Origin of the sequence: Rhizobium sp. 57MFTsu3.2, from assembly GCF_012932765.1 — a bacterium.
In the GTDB taxonomy this organism is placed as follows: Bacteria; Pseudomonadota; Alphaproteobacteria; order Rhizobiales; family Rhizobiaceae; genus Rhizobium; species Rhizobium altiplani.
Map to the genome: position 1 here is coordinate 216,377 of NZ_JDWI01000003.1, position 25,277 is coordinate 241,653.

25 protein-coding genes are annotated in these 25,277 nt (G+C 59.7%); 12 read left to right on the forward strand and 13 right to left on the reverse strand.

The window, feature by feature from the left end; genetic code table 11:
- Positions 1 to 55: 55 nt before the first annotated feature.
- The 8 genes from AF71_RS05155 (at position 56) to AF71_RS05190 (ending at position 8,823) form a co-directional block, all read left to right on the forward strand.
- Positions 56 to 1,183 carry an MFS transporter gene (locus tag AF71_RS05155; RefSeq protein WP_169680268.1) on the forward strand — a complete coding sequence of 376 codons (1,128 nt, stop codon included), beginning with the start codon at positions 56 to 58 and terminating at the stop codon, positions 1,181 to 1,183.
- A 92-nt stretch (positions 1,184 to 1,275) separates the two neighbouring features.
- Positions 1,276 to 2,790: an ATP-binding protein gene (locus AF71_RS05160; protein ID WP_018854864.1), complete on the forward strand. Its 1,515-nt coding sequence runs from the start codon at positions 1,276 to 1,278 to the stop codon at positions 2,788 to 2,790.
- 164 nt (positions 2,791 to 2,954) lie between these two features.
- A complete protein-coding gene (gene phoA / locus AF71_RS05165) occupies positions 2,955 to 4,412 on the forward strand; it encodes an alkaline phosphatase (RefSeq protein ID WP_018854865.1) in 1,458 nt (485 codons plus the stop codon).
- A 244-nt stretch (positions 4,413 to 4,656) separates the two neighbouring features.
- Positions 4,657 to 5,274: a 30S ribosomal protein S4 gene (gene rpsD, locus AF71_RS05170; RefSeq protein ID WP_025661699.1), complete on the forward strand. Its 618-nt coding sequence runs from the start codon at positions 4,657 to 4,659 to the stop codon at positions 5,272 to 5,274.
- Positions 5,275 to 5,343: 69 nt separating this feature from the next.
- Positions 5,344 to 6,273 carry a glutaminase gene (locus tag AF71_RS05175; RefSeq protein WP_018854867.1) on the forward strand — a complete coding sequence of 310 codons (930 nt, stop codon included), beginning with the start codon at positions 5,344 to 5,346 and terminating at the stop codon, positions 6,271 to 6,273.
- 59 nt (positions 6,274 to 6,332) lie between these two features.
- Positions 6,333 to 7,217: a tRNA 2-thiocytidine(32) synthetase TtcA gene (ttcA, locus tag AF71_RS05180; RefSeq protein ID WP_169680270.1), complete on the forward strand. Its 885-nt coding sequence runs from the start codon at positions 6,333 to 6,335 to the stop codon at positions 7,215 to 7,217.
- Between the two features lie 29 nt (positions 7,218 to 7,246).
- The gene (locus AF71_RS05185; RefSeq protein ID WP_018854869.1) at positions 7,247 to 8,071 is read left to right on the forward strand and encodes an inositol monophosphatase family protein; all 825 of its coding nucleotides are present in this window, start codon (positions 7,247 to 7,249) and stop codon (positions 8,069 to 8,071) included.
- Between the two features lie 155 nt (positions 8,072 to 8,226).
- Positions 8,227 to 8,823: a LysE family translocator gene (locus AF71_RS05190; protein WP_018854870.1), complete on the forward strand. Its 597-nt coding sequence runs from the start codon at positions 8,227 to 8,229 to the stop codon at positions 8,821 to 8,823.
- 72 nt (positions 8,824 to 8,895) lie between these two features.
- On the opposite strand, the gene AF71_RS05195 is transcribed toward AF71_RS05190, so the two are convergent.
- The 3 genes from AF71_RS05195 to grxD all read right to left on the reverse strand — a co-directional run bounded on the left by AF71_RS05195 (position 8,896) and on the right by grxD (position 11,896).
- On the reverse strand, positions 8,896 to 10,176 hold the full coding sequence (locus AF71_RS05195; protein WP_026371477.1) for a multidrug effflux MFS transporter: 1,281 nt from the start codon (positions 10,174 to 10,176) through the stop codon (positions 8,896 to 8,898).
- A gap of 35 nt (positions 10,177 to 10,211) precedes the next feature.
- Positions 10,212 to 11,417 carry a multidrug effflux MFS transporter gene (locus AF71_RS05200; protein WP_018854872.1) on the reverse strand — a complete coding sequence of 402 codons (1,206 nt, stop codon included), beginning with the start codon at positions 11,415 to 11,417 and terminating at the stop codon, positions 10,212 to 10,214.
- Between the two features lie 143 nt (positions 11,418 to 11,560).
- Complete coding sequence (gene grxD, locus AF71_RS05205) at positions 11,561 to 11,896, reverse strand: Grx4 family monothiol glutaredoxin (protein ID WP_016554134.1); 336 nt, start codon at positions 11,894 to 11,896, stop codon at positions 11,561 to 11,563.
- A gap of 281 nt (positions 11,897 to 12,177) precedes the next feature.
- Here grxD and AF71_RS05210 point away from each other — a divergent pair, with 281 nt between their 5' ends.
- Positions 12,178 to 13,329 (forward strand): hypothetical protein, encoded by a 1,152-nt coding sequence (locus tag AF71_RS05210; RefSeq protein ID WP_169680271.1) that lies wholly within the window; start codon positions 12,178 to 12,180, stop codon positions 13,327 to 13,329.
- 20 nt (positions 13,330 to 13,349) lie between these two features.
- Here AF71_RS05210 and AF71_RS05215 read toward each other — a convergent pair whose 3' ends face one another.
- From AF71_RS05215 to AF71_RS05225, 3 genes are all read right to left on the reverse strand, one after another.
- Positions 13,350 to 13,583 carry a BolA family transcriptional regulator gene (locus AF71_RS05215; RefSeq protein WP_025661197.1) on the reverse strand — a complete coding sequence of 78 codons (234 nt, stop codon included), beginning with the start codon at positions 13,581 to 13,583 and terminating at the stop codon, positions 13,350 to 13,352.
- A 19-nt stretch (positions 13,584 to 13,602) separates the two neighbouring features.
- Positions 13,603 to 15,837 carry a phosphoribosylformylglycinamidine synthase subunit PurL gene (purL, locus tag AF71_RS05220; protein WP_169680272.1) on the reverse strand — a complete coding sequence of 745 codons (2,235 nt, stop codon included), beginning with the start codon at positions 15,835 to 15,837 and terminating at the stop codon, positions 13,603 to 13,605.
- Positions 15,838 to 16,092: 255 nt separating this feature from the next.
- Entirely contained in the window at positions 16,093 to 17,511 is a 1,419-nt protein-coding gene (locus AF71_RS05225) for a PLP-dependent aminotransferase family protein (RefSeq protein WP_169680273.1), read from the reverse strand.
- Between the two features lie 78 nt (positions 17,512 to 17,589).
- Here AF71_RS05225 and AF71_RS05230 point away from each other — a divergent pair, with 78 nt between their 5' ends.
- Positions 17,590 to 17,850, forward strand: a complete 261-nt coding sequence (locus AF71_RS05230; protein ID WP_169680274.1) for a DUF1127 domain-containing protein — start codon at positions 17,590 to 17,592, stop codon at positions 17,848 to 17,850.
- Here the strand turns inward: AF71_RS05230 and AF71_RS05235 are convergent, their stop codons facing one another.
- The 7 genes from AF71_RS05235 to AF71_RS05265 all read right to left on the reverse strand — a co-directional run bounded on the left by AF71_RS05235 (position 17,851) and on the right by AF71_RS05265 (position 23,759).
- Positions 17,851 to 18,249, reverse strand: a complete 399-nt coding sequence (locus AF71_RS05235; protein WP_169680275.1) for a hypothetical protein — start codon at positions 18,247 to 18,249, stop codon at positions 17,851 to 17,853. It lies immediately after the preceding gene.
- 47 nt (positions 18,250 to 18,296) lie between these two features.
- Positions 18,297 to 18,968 (reverse strand): phosphoribosylformylglycinamidine synthase subunit PurQ, encoded by a 672-nt coding sequence (gene purQ, locus AF71_RS05240; protein WP_018854879.1) that lies wholly within the window; start codon positions 18,966 to 18,968, stop codon positions 18,297 to 18,299.
- A gap of 8 nt (positions 18,969 to 18,976) precedes the next feature.
- Positions 18,977 to 19,222 (reverse strand): hypothetical protein, encoded by a 246-nt coding sequence (locus tag AF71_RS05245; protein WP_025661192.1) that lies wholly within the window; start codon positions 19,220 to 19,222, stop codon positions 18,977 to 18,979.
- Between the two features lie 22 nt (positions 19,223 to 19,244).
- A complete protein-coding gene (gene purS, locus AF71_RS05250; RefSeq protein WP_018854881.1) occupies positions 19,245 to 19,487 on the reverse strand; it encodes a phosphoribosylformylglycinamidine synthase subunit PurS in 243 nt (80 codons plus the stop codon).
- 33 nt (positions 19,488 to 19,520) lie between these two features.
- Positions 19,521 to 20,285: a phosphoribosylaminoimidazolesuccinocarboxamide synthase gene (purC, locus tag AF71_RS05255; protein WP_007532892.1), complete on the reverse strand. Its 765-nt coding sequence runs from the start codon at positions 20,283 to 20,285 to the stop codon at positions 19,521 to 19,523.
- 231 nt (positions 20,286 to 20,516) lie between these two features.
- A complete protein-coding gene (locus AF71_RS05260) occupies positions 20,517 to 22,730 on the reverse strand; it encodes an EAL domain-containing protein (protein ID WP_348644113.1) in 2,214 nt (737 codons plus the stop codon).
- Between the two features lie 474 nt (positions 22,731 to 23,204).
- Positions 23,205 to 23,759, reverse strand: a complete 555-nt coding sequence (locus tag AF71_RS05265; protein WP_018854883.1) for an alpha/beta hydrolase — start codon at positions 23,757 to 23,759, stop codon at positions 23,205 to 23,207.
- 158 nt (positions 23,760 to 23,917) lie between these two features.
- On the opposite strand from AF71_RS05265, the gene AF71_RS05270 reads away from it, so the two are divergent.
- Together AF71_RS05270 and AF71_RS05275 are read left to right on the forward strand one after the other, a co-directional pair.
- Positions 23,918 to 24,721 (forward strand): DUF2189 domain-containing protein, encoded by an 804-nt coding sequence (locus AF71_RS05270; protein ID WP_018854884.1) that lies wholly within the window; start codon positions 23,918 to 23,920, stop codon positions 24,719 to 24,721.
- 71 nt (positions 24,722 to 24,792) lie between these two features.
- On the forward strand, positions 24,793 to 25,272 hold the full coding sequence (locus AF71_RS05275) for a low affinity iron permease family protein (RefSeq protein WP_025661189.1): 480 nt from the start codon (positions 24,793 to 24,795) through the stop codon (positions 25,270 to 25,272).
- The last annotated feature ends 5 nt before the right edge of the window (positions 25,273 to 25,277 follow it).

Sequence of the window (25,277 nt, forward strand, 5' to 3'; positions counted from 1 at the left end):
CTGATGACTGCGCAAACTGAGGGTTGTGATTCGCATCGATCCCGCCAGGCTCCGCATGTCCTTCCAAAAACTTGTTATGGCTATCTTCTTCCTGCAACCGATTGCATTTGGCAGCTGGTTGCCGCGCATTCCCGAAATCCAGGCTCGTCTGGGGCTCGGTCCTGCTGATCTTGCGCTGGCGCTGCTCGGCATGCCGGTCGGCATCCTCACGACGCTGCCTATCGCCGGACGAGTGGTGTCGCGCATCGGCGGCAAAACCACAGTCATCGCAGGATTTGTAGTTTTCTCGGTGATTGTCTGCCTTCCTGCCTTCTCCCGCACGCCGGTTGAATTGTTCATCGCGCTTGCCCTCCTTGGCGTTGCCATGTCGACGTTGGAGCTTGGGCTTAATGTCGAAGCCGATCGTGCTGAGAAGGATACCGGCTCTGTTATCATGAACCGCTGCCATGGCTTCTGGAGCCTAGGCATCATGGCCGGCAGCCTGCTTGGTTCGGGAATGGTGGCGATTGCCGCGCCGGCCGAAGGGGCGATCATGGCGGCTGCCTTCGTCGTTTTGCCGTTTGCCATTGTAGCAAGCCTCCGCCTGCCCCCCGATCGCGAAGCTGGCGCGGCGCCGCCGCATATGCCGATCAAGCTGCCAAGCAGCGCGCTGCTCGGCATCTGCGCCTTCGTCTTCGGGATTACGATGACCGAAGGAGCGATTGCCGACTGGTCTGCCGTCTATCTCAAGGACGTTTTCCAGACCGACGGCATGATGACCGGTATTGGATATACGATTTTCGCCATGATGGTGGCGGCGGGCCGTTTCAGCGGCGACCATCTGAAACAGCGGCTCGGGGCGATTTCACTGGCCCGGGGCTGCGGCGCGGCTTCGCTGGTGGGCATGCTCATGGTCGTCTTTGCCTGGCATAGCCTGGTGACGCTGGCGGGCTTTGCACTGGTTGGGATCGGTGTGTCGGTCGGCTTTCCGCTGGCTGTTACCGCGGCGGCAAGCCTCAGGGATCGACCGGCGGCCGCCAATGTCGCGATCCTATCCTTCATGGCACTGACCGGCTTTCTGATTGGACCGCCTCTGATCGGTTTTATCGCGGAGGTATCAGGGCTACGGGTCGGATTGGCGGTCTTGCTGGTACCTCTCGCGGTCAGCCTGGCCTTTACGCGAATGTTGAAGGCAAGTTTCTGACGTTTTTCTTCTGTGGGTTTGCGCGGGCGTGTTGCCAAAGACACGGCCAAACCTGCTAGGACGCCGTGTTTGATTGAAAGAGGAATGTAACATTGCAGGTTGGTATCGATATGGGATCGGCGTCGGGAGGCAATCCGGCCACGCTCGATATCGAAGAGCTTCTGGCTACCCGTCTTCTGGTGCAGGGCAATTCCGGCTCCGGCAAGTCGCATCTGCTCCGCCGTCTGCTGGAGCAATCAGCGCAGTGGGTGCAGCAGGTCATCATTGATCCCGAAGGTGATTTCGTCACACTGTCGGACAAGTTCGGCCACGTCGTCGTCGACGGCGAGCGCACCGAGGCCGAATTGGCCGGTATTGCCAATCGTATCCGCCAGCATCGCGTCTCCTGCGTTCTGAGCCTCGAGGGTCTCGATATCGAGCAGCAGATGCGCGCCGCAGCCGCTTTCCTCAACGGCATGTTCGATGCCGACCGCGAATACTGGTATCCGGTTCTCGTCGTGGTCGACGAGGCGCAGATGTTTGCGCCTTCGGTCGGCGGCGACGTCTCGGAAGATGCCCGCAAGATGTCGCTTGGCGCCATGACGAACCTGATGTGCCGCGGCCGCAAGCGCGGTCTTGCCGGCGTGATCGCGACGCAGCGCCTAGCAAAGCTTGCCAAGAACGTGGCCGCGGAAGCCTCGAACTTTCTGATGGGGCGCACCTTCCTCGACATCGACATGGCGCGTGCTGCCGATCTGCTCGGGATGGATCGCAGGCAGGCGGAAATGTTCCGCGACCTGAAGCGTGGCAATTTCGTTGCGCTTGGGCCGGCCTTGTCCCGCCGCCCGCTGCCGATCCAGATCGGTAATGTCGAGACCTCGGCGCGTTCGTCGAGCCCCAAGCTCATGCCGCTGCCGGACGCACCGCAGGACGTCGAAGACCTGATCTTCACCCCGGATCCGGAAGAATTTCAGCGGCCGATCGTTCGGCGCGCCGCGCCCGCACCACGGCCGACCACCGATATTCTCGCGGAGTTGTCGCGATCGGCTCCTGCTGCCTCGGCTCCGGTTTCGGAGACGCGTGCGCCTCAGCCCGAGCTGTCGGTCGAGGAACGGGAGGAGCGGCTGACGGCGGTGCTCAACGAAATACTGGACGATCCGAGCTCCGGATTCCGAACGGATTCCGTGCTTTACCAGGAGTTCCTGGTGCGACTTCGCATGCGCCGGGTTCCAGGCGCTCCGATGTCTTTGTCGGAGTTCCGACGCCGCGTGGCGATTTCGCGTTCCGGCGTAGGTGCGGCGACCGCAGAAACCGAGGCCTGGGGAATGGCGTTGTCGCTCTCTTCTGGCGTCACCGACGATCTTCAGGGTGTTTTCCTGATGTTGGCAAAAGCGGCAATTTGTGGCGAACCATGCCCCTCGGATGCGCGGATTGCGCGCGCTTACGGCACCCACTCGGCCCGGCGTGCGAGACGTCTACTTGGCTATTTCGAGGAGCAGGGGACTGTGGTCGTGCACACGGACTTCGCCGGCAAGCGCATCGTCGCTTTCCCCGACATGAGTTGCCAGACGGCTCCCGGCGATGCCAATGCGCCTGATGTGGATGAGGTGCGCTCCGCAGCGGAATGACGGCCGAATTGACGGCAAATAGCGCGCGGACAATGTGCCCGGTTTATAGTCGATCCCTAATGTCACACGAAGCAGTTGCTTTTGTCACAAGAGCTTCATTCGGGTGGTGGATAAGGCGCGCGACCCGTGCGGTCGATGCGGATTATCAAAAGGAGATCTCGGTCATGAGAAACAACGTTCGTCACCAGCTGCTGCGCCTTGTCGTCGGCGGCCTGCTTGCAACCGTTGCCGTTCAGCCTGGCTATGCAGATGATGCGGCGAACAAGCTTCTGGAACGTGCGGCAAGCGCCGATCTCAGCGCTCCCGGTGGCGCACGCCGCCTTTCCGGCGACATCACCGAGGCTTATCGCGCCGCGCTCATCGATACCCGCCCGAAGAACGTCATCCTCCTGATCGGCGACGGCATGGGCGACTCCGAGATCACCATCGCACGCAACTATGCGGTCGGCGCGGGCCAGTATTTCAAGGGCATCGATGCGCTTCCGGTCACCGGGCAATACACGCATTATTCGCTCGAAAAGAAGACGGGCAAGCCGACCTATGTGACCGACTCTGCTGCCTCGGGCACCGCTTGGGCGACGGGCGTGAAGTCCTATAACGGCGCGATCGGCGTCGACATTCATGAGAAGAGCCACGAAACGCTGATCGAAAAGGCAAAGGCTGCCGGTCTTGGCACAGGCAATGTCTCGACAGCCGAACTGCAGGATGCAACGCCAGCCGTGCAGATCGCGCACGTGACCCAGCGTAAGTGCTACAGCCCGGCATCCACCACAGAGAAGTGCCCGACGAACGCGCTTGAAAACGGCGGCAAAGGTTCGATCAGCGAGCAGTTGCTGGATACGCGCCCCGACGTGACACTCGGCGGGGGCGCAAAGAGCTTCGGCGAGACCGCCAAGGCCGGCGAATGGAAGGACAAGACGCTTCGCCAGCAGGCGGAGGAACGAGGCTACAAGATCGTCTCGAACCTTGACGAGCTCCAGGCCGTTAAGCAGGCGAACGACAGTGCGCCGGTACTCGGCCTGTTTGCCGAGGGCAATATGCCGGTTCGCTGGGAAGGCCCGAAGGCCAGCCATTACGGCAATGTCGAGAAGGAGCCGGTCGTCTGCAAGCCCAACGAGAAGCGCACGTCGGCAACCCCGACGTTGGCACAGATGACGGCCAAGGCGATCGAACTGCTCAGGACGAACGAGAAGGGCTTCTTCCTGCAGATCGAGGGAGCGTCGATCGACAAGCAGGATCATGCCGCCAACCCGTGCGGCCAGATCGGCGAAACGGTTGATCTCGATGAAGCCGTTCAGGAAGCGTTGAAGTTTGCGCAAGAAGCCGGCGACACGCTCGTCATCATCACCGCCGATCATGCGCACGCGAGCCAGATCATCGATGCCGACGCCAAGGCTCCGGGCTTGACGGAAGCGTTGATGACGAAGGACGGCGCCGTGATGGCCGTGAGCTACGGCAACTCCGACGATGCGGATGACCAGGGCCATACCGGCTCGCAGCTTCGCATTGCTGCTTACGGGCCGCGCGCTGCCAATGTCACTGGCCTGACGGACCAGACGGATCTGTTCTATACGATCAGCGACGCGCTCGGCCTGAAGACCGAGACGGCCAGCGCGAAGTAGGCCGCGTCGGCGAATGCCACGGGCGAAAACGTGGAATTGTGATTGACATTCCAGCGACTTCGCCCTAAAGACCGCCCCAGCACCGGGCAGAGATGTCCGGTGTTTCATTTGACATGTCCCGTGGATTTGTCCTGTTCGCGTAATGGGATGATCCTGTCGGATCCTCGAAAGAAGATCAAAGGAGGGCGTGTTTCCTTCACGCGGTTTGGCAACAGACCGTTCTAACTTTCTGAAAGGAAATACGATGAGCAAGCGCGAATCGTCCAAGTACAAGATTGACCGCCGTATGGGCGAAAACATCTGGGGCCGTCCTAAGTCCCCGGTGAACCGCCGCGAATACGGCCCGGGCCAGCACGGTCAGCGCCGCAAGGGCAAGCTCTCTGACTTCGGTGTGCAGCTGCGCGCCAAGCAGAAGCTGAAGGGTTACTACGGTGACCTGCGCGAGAAGCAGTTCCGCGCGATCTTCGCTGAAGCCGACCGCCGCAAGGGCGATACCTCGGAAAACCTGATCGGTCTTCTGGAGTCTCGTCTTGACGCGATCGTTTATCGCGCCAAGTTCGTTCCGACCGTTTTCGCTGCTCGCCAGTTCGTCAACCACGGCCACGTGACCGTGAACGGCGTCCGCGTAAACATCGGTTCTTACCGTTGCAAGGCTGGCGACGTCATCGAAGTTCGTCAGAAGTCGAAGCAGCTCGTTTCCGTTCTGGAATCTGTTGGCTTGGCTGAACGCGACGTTCCGGACTACATCGAAGCTGACCATAACAAGATGGTTGCTACCTTCGCTCGTGTTCCGGCGCTCGGCGACGTACCGTATCCGGTCGTCATGGAGCCGCATCTGGTGGTCGAATTCTATTCGCGTTAATCGCGAGGCGTTTTCGCATACGGAAAAGCCGCCTCCTGGGGCGGCTTTTTTGTTATCTGGGGAGATACGATGACGGACTTGCAGGCAGTTCTCGATAGCATCCACAAGGAGCTGACCCCCCGTATCGGCGAGGGCAAGGTTGCGGACTACATTCCGGAACTCGCCAAGGTCGACCCAAACCAGTTCGGCCTAGCGGTCGTCACCGTGGATGGCAAGGTCTACAGCGTCGGCAATGCCGATGTCCCGTTCTCCATCCAGAGCATCTCGAAGGTTTTCATGCTGACGCTTGCACTCGGCAAGGTCGGCGAGGGACTGTGGAAGCGGGTCGGCCGCGAGCCTTCGGGCTCGGCGTTCAACTCGATCGTCCAGCTCGAGCACGAGCAGGGCATTCCACGCAATCCCTTCATCAACGCGGGGGCAATTGCCGTGACCGATGTTGTCATGGCCGGCCATGCGCCACGCGAGGCTATTGGTGAGTTGCTGCGCTTCGTCCGCTATCTCGCCGATGACGAGTCGGTCACCATCGATGATCGCGTTGCAAGGTCCGAGACACAGACGGGCTACCGCAATTTCGCGCTCGCAAACTTCATGCGGGCCTATCGCAACCTCGATCACCCAGTCGAACACGTGCTTGGCGTCTATTTTCACCAGTGCGCCCTGTCGATGACCTGCGAGCAGCTGGCGAAGGCCGGGCTGTTTCTGGCCGCACGCGGCAGCAATCCGATGACTGGCCACTCCGTTGTGTCGCCGAAGCGGGCGCGACGTATCAACGCGCTGATGCTGACATGCGGCCACTATGACGGTTCCGGCGACTTTGCCTATCACGTCGGTCTCCCCGGCAAGAGTGGTGTCGGCGGTGGTATTTTTGCAGTGGCGCCCGGCATTGCCTCGATTGCGGTGTGGTCGCCGGGGCTCAACGAGGTCGGCAACTCGCAGCTCGGTGCTGTCGCGCTCGAAATGCTGGCGGCCCGCACTGGCTGGTCTGTTTTCGGCGATTGATGCTGGGTTGTCGTGACGCTTTCTGCTAAGGCGGAGGCAGAGTCTGATTGGACGAGAAAATGAACATCGCAGCCAACATTGCCGATGAGCTGGAAACGCCGAACGCGGATGGGGCGATCGCGCACGCGCTCTTTGCCGAAGCTCCTGACTCGGTGTCGTTCAACAAGCTGCGCAAGCGGCTGTTGCGGAACGTCAGACAGGCATTCGACGATTTTGCAATGCTGAAGGGGCAGACGCGTTGGCTGATCGGTCTCTCCGGCGGCAAGGACTCTTATGGATTGCTCGCCCTTCTTCTCGACCTGCAGTGGCGCGGTCTTCTGCCGGTGGAACTGATCGCCTGCAATCTCGACCAGGGCCAGCCGAACTTCCCAAAGCATATCCTGCCTGAATATCTCACCAAGGTCGGCGTCAAGCACCGCATCGAGTATCGCGACACGTACTCCATCGTGAAGGAGAAGGTTCCTGAAGGAGCGACCTATTGCTCGCTCTGTTCGCGCCTACGTCGCGGCAATCTTTATCGGATTGCCAAGGAGGAGGGCTGTGACGCATTGGTGCTCGGCCACCACCGCGAGGATATTCTCGAAACCTTCTTTATGAACTTTTTCCATGGCGGGCGGCTCGCTTCGATGCCGGCCAAATTGCTCAATGACGAGGGCAACCTCGTGGTGCTGCGCCCGCTCGCCTATTGCGCGGAAGACGACATGGCGAAGTTCGCGGCTGCCATGCAGTTCCCGATTATTCCATGCGATCTTTGCGGCTCCCAGGACGGGCTGCAGCGCAATGCGATGAAGGACATGCTCGCCGATATCGAGCGGCGTATGCCGGGCCGCAAGGATACGATGCTGAGAGCGCTTGCGCATGTGAACCCGTCGCATCTGCTCGATCCCAAGCTTTTCGATTTCGCTGGCCTGATGGCCGGAGAGACCGCGCCGAAGAGTGAATAGTCGGCGCCCACGGCAAAGAAGGAAAGTCCATGAGTTCCACGATAGATGTAACGACGCTTGCCGATCTCCTGAGGCGGGCGGCGAAGGCAGAGATATTGCCGCGCTTCCGTCGACTTGGAAGCGATGACGTGCGCGCCAAGAGCGAAGCGACCGATCTGGTGACGGAGGCGGACCTGCAGGCGGAGCGGATGATTAAGGCTGAAGCCGCTGCACTCTGGCCGGATGCCGTGTTCATCGGAGAGGAGTCGGTCGCGGCGGATCCTGATCTGCTCGGCAAGCTCGAGGGAGCGGACCTTGCCATCGTGGTCGATCCCGTCGATGGGACCTTCAATTTCGCATCCGGCATTCCGGCCTTCGGCGTGATGGCGTCCGTCGTGTCCAAGGGCGAAACGGTTGCCGGCATCATCTACGACCCGATGGGCGATGACTGGGTAATGGCGGAGAAGGGCGGTGGCGCGTGGCTTCGGCGTCCTGGCGGGGAGGCGGAGCGGCTCGCCGTTGCAGCGCCCGTCGCGCTGGAGGAGATGGTCGGCATGGCATCGACGGGCTTCCTGCCGAAGCCGAAGCGCAGCGAGATCCTTGCCAATCTGGCCAAGGTTCGGTTCCTTGCCAACTATCGCTGTGCTGCCCATGAGTACCGCGCCTTTGCGGGCGGTCACGTCCACTATCTGATGTATAATAAGCTCATGCCCTGGGACCATCTCGCGGGCACCCTGATCAGCATCGAGGCTGGCGCGCATGCGGCCCGTTTTGACGGTTCGCCTTACCTTCCGCATCACACCAGTGGTGGCTTGCTGATTGCGCCCGACAAGGACAGCTGGGACATTCTGCGGAGCGAAGTTTTCACGATCTGATATCGGAGCCGCGACCTCCTGCGGGTTGCGGTAGCGTTTCCTGGGGGGCCCAGATTTCGCGCTCCCAGGAAAACGCCATGCGCACAGACGTACAATACGAGCAGGCACGCCAGTCGTAAATGTTCTCCCGTTTTCGAAATGACGAGGAGAGTATGATGGATACAGGGCAGACACTGGCGTTTTTGCTGTTTGCGTTTATCGCGGCGGTTACACCGGGACCCAGTAACACTCTGGTCCTGTCCACAGGTGCTGCTGTCGGCACTTTGAGAGGCATCGGCTGTCCGCTCGGTGCATCGCTTGGCATGGGCGCAATGATTGTTCTAAGCGCCTTCGGTGTCGGAGAAATTGTCGCCGCGGCGCCGGCGATCGTAATAGCGATGAAGTTGGCAGGATCTCTGTTTCTGTTGTGGCTTGCCTGGAAGATCGCCAATGCCGGTACTGTTGAAGCGGATGGCCAGAGGCGCGTGGTTGGATTTCGGCAGGCTTTTCTATTCCAGTGGCTAAACCCGAAAGGTTGGCTGGTTGCGCTGAGCGCAGGCAGCACCTTCCTTGTGTCTTCACAGCACGCTGAAGCACGTGGCGCCTTGTGGATGGGGGCGCTGTTCGCAGCCGCCGCGTTTCCCGCCGGGTTCGTATGGCTTGTCCTCGGCGCTCTCGTGGCACAGTTTCTACGCACCCCACGTTCGGCGCGGTTCTTCAATATCGCGATGGCGTTGGCTCTGGCTCTTTCGGTCGCCCTTGTGTGGCGCTAGCTCCCGAAAGAGTTTCGCCCGCAACGGTGTGTTGCGGGCGACAAGGAACGTTATGCGTTGCAAGGCCGTCTACTAGAAATGCCCGGCGCCTTGATCGATGTGCGGGCTGTCACCCGGATGTGTGAACAGCTTGCCGCCTTCGGCCCACAGCGTTGCCGCGATGCTGATCGCCCCGAACACCGCGAAGCCGCCGAAGAGCGGCTGCACAGTCCCGTTGAATAGCTGTCCGACCGTGCCGCCGAGGATCGCGCCGAAGGTCGTCGATACGAAGCCGGTGATGGCTGTCGCGGTGCCGGCGAGGTTGCCCATGGGTTCCAGGCTGATTGCCGTAAAATTGGTGGCAATAACCGCAAACATCATCAGCAGGATCGTGAACAGGGTATAGGCAAAGGCGAAATCGGGCCGGCCACCGAGAGCTTTGACGAAACCGATTGCAGACACGATCGTGAACAGGATCATCGCAACGTGCGAGATGCGGCGCATCCCGAATTTGCGCACAAAAAACCCGTTGGCGAAGTTCGCGACAGCGATGCCGCCGGCCGTTGCCGCAAAGGCGATCGGTAACCAATCGCCAAGGCCGTAGACCTCGCCGAACACCTGCTGGACCGAAATAACGTAGGCGCTGATGACGCCCGTGAACATCGTCAGCCCGATCATGTAGCCACAGGTGATCTTGTTCGTCAGGACGGTCTTGAAACCGTCGACGACGGAGCCGACCGATAACGGGATGCGCTCTTCTTTCGGCAGAGATTCTTTCAGACGCGCGAGTGCCCAGATGAACAAGACCCCTCCGACAAGGCCGAGCAGGATAAAAATCCAGTGCCAGTTGGCGTAGGTGATGATCAACTGACCGACCGAAGGCGCCACGATCGGCACGATCATGAAGACGATCATCACGTAGGACATGACCCGCGCCATCTCACGGCCGCCGAAGCAGTCGCGAACAATCGCCATGGTCGTGATGCGGACGGCTGCGCCGCCGAGGCCCTGGACAAAGCGCATGATCAGCAGCATTTCGAAGCTGGCGGTAGCGGCAGCGGCGAACATAGCGAGGACATAAACGGCGAGGCCGCCAAGCAGGATGTTTCGACGGCCGAAGGTATCAGACAGGCTACCGAAAATGATCTGCGACACGCCGAATCCGAGGAAGAAGACGCCGATCACGAGCTGCGTATCGTTGGCGTTCGTGACACCGAGCGAATGGCCGATCGCGGGCAGGGATGGCAGCATGCTGTCGATCGCCATCGCGACACTGGCGGTCATGATGGCGATGGTAATGACAAATTCGACGAAGCCCATGCCTATGCGGCGGGAGCCCTGATTCTCAACATGGGGTTTATGTGGTGGCGTCATAATCGAAATCCTGAAATAGGGGCGGAGAGAGCCGATCAGACCGCAGGATTGTGCGGCTGGAAGAGACGTCCCTTCTCTGCGATCAAAACGAAGACCAGACCGATGATCGAGACGGTGAAATAGCCTGCGACCATTGGCAATGCTGTGCCGTTGAATGCCTGGCCGATGCCGGCGCCGATCAGCGCGCCGCCGACTGTGCTCATGAAGCCGAGGACGGACGAAGCCGTTCCCGCGACGTGGCCGAGCGGCTCCATGGCAAGCGAGTTGAAGTTGGAGCCGATCCAGCCGAACTGGAACATGGCCACACCGAAGAAGCAGATGAAAAACGCAAAGGGCATCGGTTGCGGCCCAAGAACGAGGGCTGCGAGCCAGATGGTGTTGACGGTGATAAAGCCGACCAACGCGCCATGCGACAACCGCCGCATCCCGAACCTGCCAACAAGCCGCGCGTTGAGGAATGACGAAAGCGACATGAAGACAGCGACGCCGGCAAAGGCGAAGGGGAAGTAGACCCCAAGCTCGTAGATGCCGACGTATATCTGCTGCGCGGAATTGATGAAGCCGAACAGCGAACCGAAGATGAAGGTGGTGGCAATCGTGTAGCAGAGGGCGATGCGGTTCGTGAGAACCAGCTTGAAGCCACCGATCACCGAGCGTGCGGTGAACGGGCGGACATTCGCGGGACGCAAGGTTTCGGGAAGGCGGATATAGGCCCAAACCGAGATCAAAGCGGCCAGGACGGCGATGAACACGAAGATCAGATGCCAGCTGCCGAAGAACATGATGATCTGGCCGCTGCCCGGCGCGATGACGGGAACGATCATGAAGACCATCATGATCAGGGACATGACCTCTGCCATCTGCCGGCCGCCGTAGATATCACGGACGATGGAGATGGTGATGACGCGCGTCGCTGCGGAACCAATGCCCTGAATGAAGCGAAGTGCGAGAAGGCCCGCAAAGGACGGTACCAGTGCGATCCCCAGCGCAGAACAGATATAGATGACAAGGCCGATCAACAGCGGCAGACGGCGGCCGAATCGGTCGGAGAGAGGGCCGTAGAAGAGCTGAGCCGAGCCGAAGCCCAGCAGATAGGCGGAAACGACGAACTGACGGTGATTTTCGCTTTCGACGCCAAGGCTTGCGCCGATCTGCTGCAGTGCCGGCAGCATGATGTCGATCGCGAGCGAATTGACCGCCATCAAGAAGGCGGCGAGCGCAATGAATTCCCCTTTGCCCATGGGCAATTGGCCCGCGTGCACGGTTTGTGATGAATCTGTCACAATGAATTTCCCATAAACGGGCCAAGGCGCTGTTCAGCACAGCGCCTCGGACTCAAAATGCAAGATTTGGAAACCGGGCGGACGCCCGGTGACCGAACAGGTCAGGCAGCGCCGCGAACGGTCACGCCATGTTCCTGCAGGTGCTGCTGCAACTCGCCGGCCTGGAACATTTCCCGGACGATGTCGCAACCGCCGACGAACTCGCCCTTCACGTAGAGCTGCGGGATCGTCGGCCAGTTGGAGTAATCCTTGATGCCCTGGCGGATCTCGGAGTCAGCGAGCACGTTGATGCCCTTGTAGTCGACGCCGATGTAATCGAGAATCTGCACGACCTGGCCGGAGAATCCACACTGCGGAAACTGCGGCGTGCCCTTCATGAAGAGGACGACGTCGTTGCTCTTGATTTCGTTGTCGATGAATTCGTTGATACCGCTCATAGGGACTAATCCTTTCCACAGGCGAGTTAAAGGCCCGCCGTTTCAATCGTTAAGCTTAGATAGCATGTGATCCGCGGAATTCCAGCAGGCCGAGCCAAAAAAAGAGCGCCCTATCGGTTTGCGGACGGCGCATTGTTGCGCTTGCGTTACGCCTGGTTCAGGAGCGGCTTAATCTCGCGCGCGCATTGCCGGTTATGGCAAGGAATTCACCCGGATTTTGCCACAATTCTCGCCGATTGCGGCGCAGCAATTTCCTGCCGTGCGCGGCCAGAAAGAAAATAATGACATTGATTTCGAAACGGGTCGTTCTCCATTTTCCGGGGTTCGAGCCACTTGATGGGCGTGCTCACAGGGCGCGCTATGAACGATCCGCAAAACAAAGTGCAGCGACCTGGAATTTCTCCGTGCTGACAGGCGAGCCGGACGACGGACCGGCGTCGACGGCGTTCAAGGTGAAGGCGGGTGTTGACGGATGGGAAACCAACAGCCACATCCATATCTTCGACCACAATGCTTTGGTGGAGCAGCTTCGATCACGCAGCATACCTGCGCAAATTCTGGCGGGCTTTCGTAGTGCTCTGCAGGTCATCCTCCATGGCGGGATGGCCGGCTACTTCAGGCACGCTTGGCGATTCGGGCTGTTCTTCGTCTTTCCGTTCCTGATGATGATACTCGGCTTTTCGCTTAGCGCCACGATCGCCGTGATACCACTCGAAATGGAGTTGCCCGCTTTTCATCTCCTGTGGAGCACGGCGTTGGCATTGTGTTTCTTCGTCTTCGTGTTTCTGCCTTTCGCGGAGCGCTTCTACACGCTGCATCTCTTCGCTGACTGGCGGATGGCGGTCGCTCTTGCCCGGACGAGCGATGCGGCATTCGACCAGTGGCTAGATCGCTGTGCCACGGCCGCGCAGACCGCCCTGTCGGAACCTGCGCAGGAGTATGTGATCTCATCTCACAGTATGGGATCCAGCGTCGCCGCCCACGTCGTTGGCCTCCTGCTCGAACGGGATCCTGATGTTTTTGCCGGCAAGAAGGTGATCTTTGCAACGCTCGGCTCGGCAATCCTGCAATGCGCATTGTTGCGCCCCGCGCACGTGTTGCGGTCACGGGTCGGCCTGATCGCGCGATGCGACAGCGTCAACTGGCTTGATGTCCACTGTCTGACCGACGCCATTCATTTCTACAAGGTGCCGGTCGTAGCGGTTTGTGGACATGGAAATGCACGGCCTGCGAAGATGATCTTCATTCGCGTGAAGCAAATGCTGACTATCGAGCACTATAAGAAGATCAAGAAGGATTTCCTGCGCGTGCATCGGCAGTATGTCCTGGGGCCAGACCTGCGGGCGCCCTTCGACTTCACGCTGCTAACCGCCGGCCCACGCTCGGACATGGTCTTTGCTGCAGACGGTTATAACGAAATGCCCGGCTTCTAACCGGGCATTTGCGTTCGATATCACTCAGGTGCCGATGTCTGCAGCGCCAGGGCATGCAGTATGCCACCCATGTTGCCCTTCAGGGCCTCGTAGACCATCTGATGCTGCTGCACGCGGCTCTTGCCGCGAAAAGCTTCCGCTACCACCTCAGCCGCATAATGATCGCCGTCGCCGGCAAGATCGCGGATGGTCACCTTGGCGCCGGGGATGCCGGCCCTGATCATGTCTTCGATATCACCGGGTTTCATAGGCATGATCGTTACTCCTTGCGCATTATTCCGTGGCAGCCAGTGTGCCATGGCCTTCCATGTAATCAGGGAACCATGATTCATGGGCGTCGCGCAATTGCTGAATCGGCAGCGACAGCAGATCGTCAATCACGAGGCTTTCACCTTCGACAGTGCCGAGGCGGCGGAAAGGTACACCCGCACCTTCGGCGTTGGCGCAGACGAAATTGGCAACATCCGCTGGCACCGTCAGCACGTAGCGGGCCTGATCTTCGCCGAATAGGAGCGCGTGCGGTGCACCTTTGCTTTCACGAAGATCGATCTTGAGGCCCTTGCCTGACGCCATCGCCATTTCGGCGAGAGCCAGAACGAGGCCGCCGGAAGAGATATCGTGGCAGCTCGTTGCCTGGCCGTTTCGGATGACCGAGCGGACGAAGTTGCCGTTACGGCGCTCCGCGAGGAGATCGACCTCGGGAGCGGGGCCTTCAGTGCTGCCGACGACATCGCGCAGATAGGCCGACGAACCGAGATGGCTGCCGTCCGTACCGATCATGATTACCTTATCGCCATTCGAGGCGCTGCCGATGCGCGCCATCTTCTTCCAGTCGGGCAGAAGGCCGACGCCAGCGATCGTCGGTGTCGGCAGGATCGCAACGCCGTTGGTTTCATTGTAGAGCGAGACGTTCCCCGACACGATGGGGAAGTCGAGGACGCGGCAGGCTTCGCCGATGCCTTTCACGGCCTGAACGAACTGGCCCATGATTTCCGGCTTTTCAGGGTTGCCGAAGTTCAGGTTGTCGGTCGCCGCCAGCGGCTCTGCGCCGGTAGCCGTGATGTTGCGCCAGCATTCTGCGACTGCCTGCTTGCCGCCCTCGAACGGATCGGCCTCGACATAGCGCGGCGTCACATCGGACGAGAATGCAAGAGCCTTGGTCGGATGGTTCTCGACGCGAACGACGCCTGCATCACCTCCCGGAAGCTGGAGTGAGTTGCCCTGGATCAGGGTGTCGTACTGTTCGTAAACCCAACGGCGGCTCGATTGATTGGGAGAGCCAACGAGCTGCAACAGCGCCTGGCCGTAGTCTGCCGGTGCGGCAACGAGGTTCGCGGGCAGCGGCGCACGCTTGTCCGATTCTCGCCACGGACGATCATATTCCGGCGCCTGGTCGCCGAGATCCTTGATCGGCAGGTTGGCGACTTCTTCGCCCTGATGGACAACGCGGAAGCGCAGGTCGTCGGTGGTCTTGCCGACGATCGCAAAATCCAGGCCCCACTTGGTGAAGATCGCCTTCGCCACGGCTTCCTTTTCCGGCTCCAGAACCATGAGCATGCGCTCCTGGCTTTCGGACAGCATCATTTCGTAGGCGGTCATCTGCTCTTCGCGCACCGGCACGGTATCGAGATCGAGCAGAATGCCGAGATCGCCCTTTGCACCCATTTCGACGGCCGAGCAGGTGAGGCCGGCAGCACCCATGTCTTGGATGGCGATGACGGCGCCGGTCTGCATCAGCTCGAGGCAGGCTTCCAGCAGGCACTTTTCGGTGAAGGGATCGCCGACCTGGACGGTCGGACGCTTTTCCTCGATGGACTCATCGAATTCGGCCGAGGCCATGGTCGCACCGCCGACGCCGTCGCGGCCGGTCTTTGCGCCGAGATAGACGACCGGCAAGCCGACGCCCTTGGCTTCCGAGAGGAAGATGGCATTCGACTTGGCCAGGCCAGCCGCGAAGGCGTTGACCAGGATATTGCCGTTATAACGCGCGTCGAACTCGACTTCGCCGCCGACCGTCGGAACGCCGAAGGAGTTTCCATAACCGCCGACGCCCGAGACGACACCGGAGACTAGGTGACGGGTCTTCGGATGGTCCGGCTCGCCGAAACGCAGCGCATTCATTGCTGCGATCGGGCGTGCACCCATGGTGAAGACGTCGCGCAGAATGCCCCCGACGCCTGTGGCCGCGCCCTGATATGGCTCGATGTAGGACGGGTGGTTGTGGCTCTCCATCTTGAAGACTACGCAGTCGCCGTCATCGATATCGACAACACCGGCATTTTCACCCGGGCCCTGAATGACGCGCGGACCTTTGGTCGGCAGCGTACGCAGCCACTTCTTGGAGGATTTGTAAGAGCAGTGCTCGTTCCACATGGCCGAAAAGATGCCGAGCTCGGTGAAAGTCGGTTCGCGTCCGATCAGGCTCAAGATCCGCTGATACTCGTCTGGCTTCAGGCCGTGGGCGGCAATCAGTTCGGGGGTGATCGGGCGGGTATTGGAAATGGTCATGAGCTCTCGGAAGTCCCTGCCGTTGCGCGATTGCGGTGTCTTTAGCCTAAGTGAATGAAACGCGCGATAGGAAAATGCCCGCTGTTAACAGACAGCAGGCACCAAAAGGCGACTATCGTGCCAGCTCAAAACTTGTAGCCGACCTGGATGCCGGCGCGCGTAATCCGAATTACGCACCATCGATCATCGGCGGGTAAAGCATTTTTGCCGACCGACGATGCTTTGTCGCTGGTCTGCGGCCGATCTGCCGTCGCTTCAAATCTCACCATCATAGCCGGCGCCGCCGCTTTCTAGTAGGCGTCTCAAAGTCATCAATCCTGCAACCAGATCGTCACGGTTTCTGGGGGACGAGAAGCCTATCCGCACGCGGTGATAAACTTTCTCGGCGCGAGCGGCCTTGAACTCGTCCTCGTCATCGATCAGCACGCCATCTCTATAGGCGGCGTTCTTGAAGGTTCCCGAGAGCCAGGGATCGGGCAGCTTCAGCCAGAGGAAGGGAACATGCGGATGGGACACAAAATCGTATCCCTGTAGTTGTTGCCGTGCGAGGCGCTCGCGGATGGCCAGTTCGGCCGTGCTTGCCTTGCGGATTTCGTGTGCTTGGCCGCTCTGAACGAGACGGGCGCAAGCCTCGGCCAGAATGAAAGGCAGCCCGCCCGTAATCATCTTGTGCGTTACCTTGATCCGCTGCGCAAAATGCGGCGGGCAGGCGACCCAGCCGCCGCGCACTCCGGCAGCCACGGACTTTGAAAGGCCACTGATCAGGAAGGTGCGATCGGGCGCGAGCGACGCCAGCAGGGGATTTTCGTCTCCAGTCATGCCACCGTAGAGATCGTCCTCTATCAGCCAGACGCCATGCCTGCGTGCAATCTCCGCGATCCGTACCCGCCGCTCGCAAGGCATCGTAGCCAGGGTGGGATTGTGCGCGGTCGGCATGAGGAACGCGAGCTTGGGATGCTGCTGAAGACACAAGCGCTCGAAGTCATCGGGGATTACGCCGTTCTCGTCGGAGTCGACGGTGATCGTACGGCGACCAAGAATGCGGGCGCTGCGGCTGACCTGCGTATAGCTCAAATCTTCAAATACGATCTTGTCACCGGGCGACGACACGGCCGAAATCACCGAGACCGCCGCCGCGTGTGCGCCGAGGGTAGGGACGATGTTTTCGGTGTCGGGCGTCCAATCGTTCCTGGCGAGCCAGCGCCGCCCTGCCTCGTACCAATTTTGCGGGAAAACACGGGAATAGGACGAAATCTCGGAAAGCTGCTCCTCGCCGATTGCGGCGAGCACGCTGCCGATGATCTTGCCCTGGCCGAGGTCCGGAGCCGCGGTGGTGTCAAAGCGTATCTTGCCGGCCGGCGCATCAATCGGACGCGTGCCGCCGAGCGCGATGGTCAGTGGGTCCGGCTGATTGCCGGGTGCCGTCTCGGCGCGATCCAGGACATATGTGCCGCGGCCGACTTCTCCCGCGACGAGGCCGCGTTCGTGCACCAGCGCATAGGCCCGGCCGATTGTCCCGATTGTCACGCCTATGTCGTAGGCAAGGTTTCGCTGCGGCGGCAACTTGCTGCCAGCGGGCAATGTACCTGCGGCAATGGCTGATTCAATGCTGTCCGCAATCCGGAGGTAAACCGGGCCGAAACCGCGCGAAACGTCTGGGAGCCAATTTGTCATGATGACAATTCTCTATATTGTCACCCTTCGTCCGTCAAGATTATCTGAATTACAGACACAATCCACGTGGAGAATGAAATGTCCGCCGTTCCAGAGAACGAGCTCCGGATTGCACCGCTCCCTTCCAAGGTGCAATCGATACAATGCCGCATTCAGCAAGACTCTCGCCGTGTGCCGCGCACCTTGCTGGTGTCCGCATTGCAACGACTAACATCGTGGCATCAGAAGCGAGAGAGCCGCAGGGTGTTGCGTGATCTGACGGACGCCGAACTGCTGGACATTGGCGTCACGCGCGCCGAGGCGAACAAGGAGGCCAGCAAGTCGTTCTTTTGGGACTGATCAGCCGCAAGCCTTGCCGCCGGAGGCCCAGCGGGTGACATCCTTGACGATCCGCGGTCCGGTGGCGCCTTGCATCATCGGACCGAAGGCATCGAGCTTGGAGGGGTTGCCCTCTGCCTGAACAACGAGCAATGGGCGGCTTTCGGGGCTTCCCTTGTGCACGACGAGAATGCGCGGACGACCGGAGAAGGAATTCAACTCCGGCGCCAACCTGTATGCGGCAAAGGCCGCGTCGCCCGACTTGAACCAGCAGGCGTTCGCACCGAGAGCAACGCGCTCCATGGTGGACAGCGCGCTGCGGTCAGGACCCTTCGCGGGCGTGTTCGATTGGCAGGACGCGACCAGCGCCGCCGTTGCGGCAATCGCGAGAACACGTGTCATCGAAAGGCGAGGACGCATCAACTTGCTCCAATGGACTGGATGAATGGCCTCTTACGTGCCGAAGGTTAAGCTGCGATTACCTCGAGGGCGGATGCGAACAGACCACGGCCGTCGGAACCGCCATGCGCTGCTTCGATGAGGTTTTCGGGATGCGGCATCATGCCGAGGACGTTGCCCTTATCGTTCATGACCGCGGCAATATCGTTGATCGAGCCGTTCGGGTTGGTGCCTTCCGCATAGCGGAATACGACCTGGCCGCTGCCTTCGATCTTTGCCAGGGTCTCGGCGTCGGCGAAGTAGTTGCCGTCGTGATGGGCGACTGGGCTGCGAATGATCTGACCCTTGGAATAGGCGCGGGTGAAATCGGTGTCGGCGTTGACGACTTCGAGCTTGATCTCGCGGCAGACGAATTTGAGCGAGGCATTGCGCATCAGCGCGCCAGGAAGCAGACCTGCCTCGAGCAGGATCTGGAACCCGTTACAAACGCCGAGAACCTTGACGCCCTTGTTTGCCTTTTCGATGATCGCCTGCATGACCGGCATGCGCGCTGCGATAGCGCCGCACCGGAGGTAGTCGCCATAGGAAAAGCCGCCGGGGATGACGATCAGGTCGACGTCCGGAATATCCGTCTCCGTTTGCCAGATGGTCACCGGCGCGTGACCGGAGATTTTCGTCAGTGCTGCGATCATGTCTCGATCGCGATTGAGACCCGGAAGTTGAACGACGGCTGATTTCATGAGTGCGGCTAAAACCTTGTTTGTGCTTCTGCAAGTTCTCTGAGTACGAGACGCTTTTCAATACGCTCCAGCCGGCCTTCGTGCCGACCGAGAACACCGTAAATACTGTGTATTTCCTGCTCCATCGTGGTCATCGTGTCGCGCATGCAATGCATTTCGCTTCGGATCTCGTCAAGCGACGCGTCCAGCGTATCGATGTGCTCGTTCATCTTCGTCAACAACTCAAGCATGAGCTCTTGCGTCAATTCAGCCATCGAGTGCGCTCCACGACCAAGATTAGTCGACGGAAATATTATAGTTCTCGATCACCGTATTTGCGAGGAGTTTCTCACACATTGCCTTGAGGTCGCTCGCCGCTTTCTCCTTGTCAGCGCCTTCGAGTTCGACGTCGAAAACCTTGCCCTGACGGACATGGCCGACACCATCGAAGCCGAGAGCACCGAGGGCGCCCTCGATTGCCTTGCCCTGCGGATCGAGAACGCCGTTCTTCAGCGTGACGGTTACACGAGCCTTGATCACTTTATCTTCCCTGTCTTGCTTGGCCTGAAAGTCTTACTTCACGAGCACCGGTCCGGTGCCGCGCACAGGCTCGTTCTCGTTGATGATGCCGAGGCGGCGCGCAACTTCCGAATAGGCTTCGAGAAGTCCACCCATGTCCCGGCGGAAGCGGTCCTTGTCCATCTTTTCACGGGTATCGATATCCCAGAGACGGCAGGAGTCCGGCGAAATCTCATCGGCCAGTATGATGCGCATCATGTCGCCTTCGTACAGGCGACCGCATTCGATCTTGAAGTCGACAAGCTGGATGCCGACGCCGAGGAAAAGACCGGTCATGAAGTCGTTGACGCGAATGGCAAGCGCCATGATATCATCGAGTTCGGCGGGGTTCGCCCAGCCAAATGCCGTGATGTGCTCCTCGGAAACCATCGGATCGTCGAGCGCGTCGGACTTATAATAGAACTCGATGATCGAGCGTGGCAGCACGACGCCTTCCTCGATGCCAAGGCGCTTGGACAGCGAGCCGGCGGCAACGTTGCGTACAACGATCTCAAGCGGGATCATTTCGACTTCGCGGATCAACTGCTCGCGCATGTTGAGGCGACGAATAAAATGCGTCGGAATGCCGATCTTGTTCAGATGGCTGAAAATGTATTCCGAAATGCGGTTGTTCAGAACGCCCTTGCCATCGATGACTTCGTGCTTTTTCTTGTTGAAGGCGGTGGCATCGTCTTTGAAGAACTGGATCAGCGTGCCCGGTTCCGGGCCCTCATACAGAATCTTGGCCTTGCCCTCGTAAATACGGCGGCGACGGTTCATTGCAATTGTTCTCTATCGTTGGCGCTCTTGGGATAGCGCGAGTGGATCGATCTCGTGGCGTCCCCTTAAAGGAAAAGCGAGGGTTTCACAATCCGCCTGTCACTCCTTCCCCGGAATCCGGGATTGCCGGAGTGCCGCTAAGAGAATCGAAGACTTTCTGCGAAGCAGTTTACAGGTTTTTTGCGATCAACGGAATGTGAGCCGTCCGTCTCGGCGGAGTCATGCAGGCCTTTATCTTTGGCCGGAGCTGTTGATCGACTTGCGCAGGTCCTGTTGCAGGCCGCGGGCAGGGCCTTCCACGCCCCGCCAGGACGCAGCGCGTGCAAAGGGCGCTATCTGCAGTGCGGGCATCGGGCGGGCCAGCGCGTAGCCCTGGAGCATGTCGCAACCGAGGTCGCAGAGGATTCGGACGTGGTCCATCGTCTCCACCCCCTCAGCCGTGACGAGAATGTTCAGCGAACGACCGATGTCGATGATCGAGCGGACGAGCTTCCGCTGCTCTGCCGAGTGGGGCAGCATGCGGATCAGCTCGCGGTCGATTTTCAAGGTCTTGGGGCTCAGCTTCAAAAGGCTAACAATCGACGCGTGGCCCGTGCCGAAGTCATCGATCTCGATATCGATGCCGAGGCGGCGTAGCTGCCGGAGATTGGCGGTCACGGCATCATCGCAATCGTCCAGCGAGATCGATTCAAGCAGTTCGAAGGAGATCGTGCGAGGCTCGATCTTCAGTCGGCGAAGCTTCTTCGCAAGGTTCGGATCGGCGAGGCGACGAGACGAGACGTTGACTGCGATCTTCGGGATGCGAAGCCCTTCATCCTCCCATCGCTGGCGATCCGCCAGTGCCTGCTCGAGGATAAGACCGTCGATCGTCGAGACAACATCCAGATCTTCGGCAATCGCGAGGAAGCGATCGGGGGCCAGCAAACCGTGTTCGCGGTGCTGCCAGCGCGCCAGCGTCTCGACGCCGGCAACCTCGAGCGTTCGCGCCTGGAACTGCAACTGGTAGAACGGGATAAACTCGCCGCGTTCCAGGCCCAGCAGGATTTCGTCGGCCAGTCGCTTGCTGGCGATGATGCGGCGGCGCTCATCGGTCGAGAAGAATTCGTGGCGATTGCGTCCACCACTCTTTGCACGGTAGAGCGCGATATCGGCATTTAGCAGAAGTTGCTTGGCATCCAGCGCCGGACCGTCCCCCGTGGCGATTCCTATACTTGCGCCGAAACGGCAATCATGGCCCTCGTAGCGAATAGGCTTGCAGAGCTCGCGGATGATGCGTTCGGCCAGATTAGAGATCTTCCTTTGTGTGACGTCGAGGGTACACAGGACCACGAACTCGTCGCCACCAATACGAGCGACGAAATCAGTGGAACGGACGTTCCTTTTCAGGACCTGCGCAACGTGCTTCAGCATCGCGTCGCCGGCACGGTGGCCGAGCGTATCGTTGATCTGCTTGAAGCGATCGAGATCGATATGGAGGATCGCGAGCGTCAGGCCGGTCCGGCGACATTCGGCGGAACGCTCGTCCAGCATGCGATCCAGGTATCGGCGATTGGGTAAGTTGGTGAGGTAATCATGCAGCGCCAGGTGCTCGATGTTTTCCTTGGCGCTTTCGAGCTCCCTATTGCGGGCTTCGGCGAGATCCTTGGCGCGCTGCAACTCGTTATTGAGCCGGACTTCGGCAGTGACATCCCAATTCGCACCGATCAGCTTGCGGCGTCCGTCGCTGTCGAGAAAAAATGCCGCCTTTGCGCGGATGACGCGCTCGATGCCGTCCTGCCGGATGATGCGGAATTCGTGCTCAAAATCGGTGTTGTCAGCGATGCTCTCGCTGATGGTCGCTAGCACACGTTCCCTGTCATTGGGATGCAGCGAAGCCTCCCAGGCATCGCCCGTGGTGGCTGGCGACGTCCCAGTAATGCCGTAGATCGCCAGAAGACGGTCGTCCCAATCGACAGTGCCATTCTCGATGTCGGCCTCGAAGACGCCGATATTGGAGATATCAAGCGCGAGATCGAGGCGTCGCGACACGTGCGCCAGCCGCTCCTCCGCCTCCTTGCGCTCGGTGATGTCGGTATCGGTGCCGACGAGGCGGGCAGGGGCGCCATTTTCGTCCCATTCGACACAAGCACCACGGCATTCGATCCAGATCCAGTGGCCGTCCCTGTGGCGCTCGCGATACACGAAAATCTGATAGTCCGGATCGCCTGCATTCTGACGATCGATCGCCCTTACGACGAATTCCCGATCATCGGGGTGGATGAGTTCAATCCAAGTGTCATAATCCCCGTCGGCATCCTCATCGGGTGCCATGCCACGAATGGTCTTCCAGGTATCGGAATAGTAACGCTTGCCAAGACGAAGATCGTGGTCCCAGACGCCGAGGCCTGACCCGACAAGAGCGTAGTTCCAGCGACTCTCGCGCTCCGAGAGTTCGGCGCTATTTATTGGGGGCGCGTGGTCGTCGAGCCCGGTCGCATGAAGCTTGGTCTTCGGTTTGCCCCGGTTGCCGGGTGTCGATCGTTTCAATCTGCGTACTCGCTCTCCTGGCGCGTGTATATTTTGGATGCATTGAATTAAACAGCCCTTAATGCCATAAAAATAATATCTACGTAAAAACAATTACTTGGTTGTGCGTTCCGCCCTGCGTAGCCTGAGGGGCGCAGACAAGGTTCGACAATGCCCATTCACTTGTGCAGTGGTGCCCTATATCGCCCCAATTGGCGGAGGGAATGCGATGTCTCCAGAATGGCCGATGTTCATACTGCAATGCATCGTTCTTGTGGGCCTGGCGGGCGTTCTCTTCATTCGCGGAGAGGGTGACTAGCCGATTGCTCAGCTAAAACCGCCCGAGCGTTCCCGTGCTGGGCGCGGCGATGCAATGCCCGACTGTGAATTGCGGTTCTGCCAAAGCGTCCGGTATTACGGCTTCAAACGGCCAAGGAATTGGGCAAACACCATTGTTCCTTCCGGCCAAGGCCCGTGGCCGGACTCGGTGTTGATATGGCCGGCCTCACCAGCGTCAATGAGGAGGGATCCCCAGCTTGCAGCGATGTCATCGGCGTGCTCGTAGCTGCCGAAGGGATCGTTGCGGCTGGCGATCGTGATTGTCGGGAAGGGAAGTGGATCCCGCGGGTACGGGCCGAATGTCATCAGGTGCTTCGGCCGTATTGCCGGATTGGCGACATCGGGCGGTGCAACGAAGAATGCCCCGGCTATCTTGTTGCGAAAATGGGGAATTGCATGGATCGCCGATGGAATGCCAAGGGAATGCGCAACCAGCACCACCGGTCGCGTGGCAGCGTTCACCTCCTCGGCGATCCGCTGAACCCAATCGTCGCGGACCGGCTTCGACCATTCTGCCTGTTCGACACGACGAGCCGTGCTGAGCTTGGCCTCCCAGCGGCTTTGCCAATGATCGGGGCCGGAATTCGTATAACCGGGAATGATGAGGATTTCGGCGTCTGAAGCTTTCATGATGGCGCGGATGTGAGAAAGCTCGACGGCGATGTCAAGGGAGGGTGGGACAAGGCTTCTGAAATTTGTTATGTTTTTGGCAGTGCCGGTTGCGTCTCGTATCGGCGTTGTCGCCGATCCTTTCGCTGCCGGCTATCTTGGCTGAGGAGGAGAAAGCCATGACGGCATTCCATGTTATGTCGGGTGCAAGCGATGTCTACACACGCCCGGTCGTCAACAAGATCAGCGTTTCGGATGTCTTTGATGCGCTACGGCGCGGCCTCGACGATTTTCGTGAAAAACCATCCCACTATGTATTTTTGTGCCTGATGTATCCGATTGCCGGCATTTTTCTCGCTGTCGCGACGTCAAGTGCTAACCTCCTGCCGATGATTTTTCCGCTGGTATCGGGCTTTGCACTGATCGGCCCTATCGCCGCGATCGGGCTCTATGAGATCAGCCGCAGGCGCGAAGCTGGCATGGATACCTCGTGGAGGCACGCGCTCGAGGTAACAGGATCGCCAGCGTTTCCATCGATCATTGCTGGCGGATTGTTGCTGTTTGGCTTCTTCGTCGTCTGGCTTGTCGCTGCGCAGACGCTCTATGCCAACGTGTTCGGCGACGTTTTCCCGCGATCGATCTCGCTCTTCCTCTCAGAGATCTTCGGCACGGCTGCAGGGCTGCAGTTGATCATTTGGGGACACGTGCTTGGTCTGGGCTTTGCTATTATCGTGTTGGCCACGACCGTCGTCACCTTCCCGTTGTTGCTGGATCGGGATGTCGGTCTCGTCTGCGCGATGGAGACATCGGTCAGAGCGACCGTCGCCAACCCGATCCCCGTCTTCTGCTGGGGGCTGATCATCGCCGTTTCTCTCATCGTCGGCACCATCCCGCTCTTTGTCGGGTTGGCGTTGGTGATGCCGATCCTCGGGCATGCCAGTTGGCACCTGTATAGGAAGCTCGTGGCACCGCCAGTGGTCTGACAGTCAGGGCGCCGGGAACTGCAACACCTCCCTGGGAGTTTCGCTGAGGCGAATACCGAGGGAGGTTATACATGGCAACGCCGCAGCATCTGTTTACCCGCTTTGCCAGCAGGACTTCTGAATGGGCAGGCAGGCCCGCCACGTTCGTGCTGGCGGTCGTACTCGTCGCGGTATGGGCAGGGACAGGCCCGGTCTTCGATTTCTCCGAGACTTGGCAACTGGTCATCAACACCGGAACGACCATCATTACCTTCCTGATGGTGTTCGTGCTTCAGAACGCGCAGACGCGGGATGCTCGGGCGGTGCAGGCCAAACTCAACGAAATCATACTCACCAGCCACGCGGAAAACCGCTTCATCGGCATCGAGCATCTTGACGACGAGGACCTCCAACATCTCGATCGCCTCGTTGCCAAGGCGGCGAAAGGCGTTCGCAATCAACGGTCGTCAAAAGCGTCCAACGGTCAAAATGGTGGAGGCGAGGCGAGCGCGTCGGCAAGGCTCAAGAAGACGAAGCGTAAAACGGCGCCCGTGAAGGCGCCGTCTCGGTAATCCAG

Excerpts from the sequence above, each read along its gene's own strand:
- AF71_RS05155 (WP_169680268.1), top strand. The coding sequence starts at position 56 with ATGTCCTTCCAAAAACTTGTTATGGCTATCTTCTTCCTGCAACCGATT.
- phoA (WP_018854865.1), top strand. The coding sequence starts at position 2,955 with ATGAGAAACAACGTTCGTCACCAGCTGCTGCGCCTTGTCGTCGGCGGC.
- rpsD (WP_025661699.1), top strand. The coding sequence starts at position 4,657 with ATGAGCAAGCGCGAATCGTCCAAGTACAAGATTGACCGCCGTATGGGC.
- AF71_RS05175 (WP_018854867.1), top strand. The coding sequence starts at position 5,344 with ATGACGGACTTGCAGGCAGTTCTCGATAGCATCCACAAGGAGCTGACC.
- ttcA (WP_169680270.1), top strand. The coding sequence starts at position 6,333 with ATGAACATCGCAGCCAACATTGCCGATGAGCTGGAAACGCCGAACGCG.
- AF71_RS05185 (WP_018854869.1), top strand. The coding sequence starts at position 7,247 with ATGAGTTCCACGATAGATGTAACGACGCTTGCCGATCTCCTGAGGCGG.
- AF71_RS05190 (WP_018854870.1), top strand. The coding sequence starts at position 8,227 with ATGGATACAGGGCAGACACTGGCGTTTTTGCTGTTTGCGTTTATCGCG.
- AF71_RS05195 (WP_026371477.1), bottom strand. The coding sequence starts at position 10,176 with ATGACGCCACCACATAAACCCCATGTTGAGAATCAGGGCTCCCGCCGC.
- AF71_RS05200 (WP_018854872.1), bottom strand. The coding sequence starts at position 11,417 with ATGGGCAAAGGGGAATTCATTGCGCTCGCCGCCTTCTTGATGGCGGTC.
- grxD (WP_016554134.1), bottom strand. The coding sequence starts at position 11,896 with ATGAGCGGTATCAACGAATTCATCGACAACGAAATCAAGAGCAACGAC.
- AF71_RS05210 (WP_169680271.1), top strand. The coding sequence starts at position 12,178 with ATGACATTGATTTCGAAACGGGTCGTTCTCCATTTTCCGGGGTTCGAG.
- AF71_RS05215 (WP_025661197.1), bottom strand. The coding sequence starts at position 13,583 with ATGCCTATGAAACCCGGTGATATCGAAGACATGATCAGGGCCGGCATC.
- purL (WP_169680272.1), bottom strand. The coding sequence starts at position 15,837 with ATGACCATTTCCAATACCCGCCCGATCACCCCCGAACTGATTGCCGCC.
- AF71_RS05225 (WP_169680273.1), bottom strand. The coding sequence starts at position 17,511 with ATGACAAATTGGCTCCCAGACGTTTCGCGCGGTTTCGGCCCGGTTTAC.
- AF71_RS05230 (WP_169680274.1), top strand. The coding sequence starts at position 17,590 with ATGTCCGCCGTTCCAGAGAACGAGCTCCGGATTGCACCGCTCCCTTCC.
- AF71_RS05235 (WP_169680275.1), bottom strand. The coding sequence starts at position 18,249 with ATGCGTCCTCGCCTTTCGATGACACGTGTTCTCGCGATTGCCGCAACG.
- purQ (WP_018854879.1), bottom strand. The coding sequence starts at position 18,968 with ATGAAATCAGCCGTCGTTCAACTTCCGGGTCTCAATCGCGATCGAGAC.
- AF71_RS05245 (WP_025661192.1), bottom strand. The coding sequence starts at position 19,222 with ATGGCTGAATTGACGCAAGAGCTCATGCTTGAGTTGTTGACGAAGATG.
- purC (WP_007532892.1), bottom strand. The coding sequence starts at position 20,285 with ATGAACCGTCGCCGCCGTATTTACGAGGGCAAGGCCAAGATTCTGTAT.
- AF71_RS05265 (WP_018854883.1), bottom strand. The coding sequence starts at position 23,759 with ATGAAAGCTTCAGACGCCGAAATCCTCATCATTCCCGGTTATACGAAT.
- AF71_RS05270 (WP_018854884.1), top strand. The coding sequence starts at position 23,918 with ATGACGGCATTCCATGTTATGTCGGGTGCAAGCGATGTCTACACACGC.
- AF71_RS05275 (WP_025661189.1), top strand. The coding sequence starts at position 24,793 with ATGGCAACGCCGCAGCATCTGTTTACCCGCTTTGCCAGCAGGACTTCT.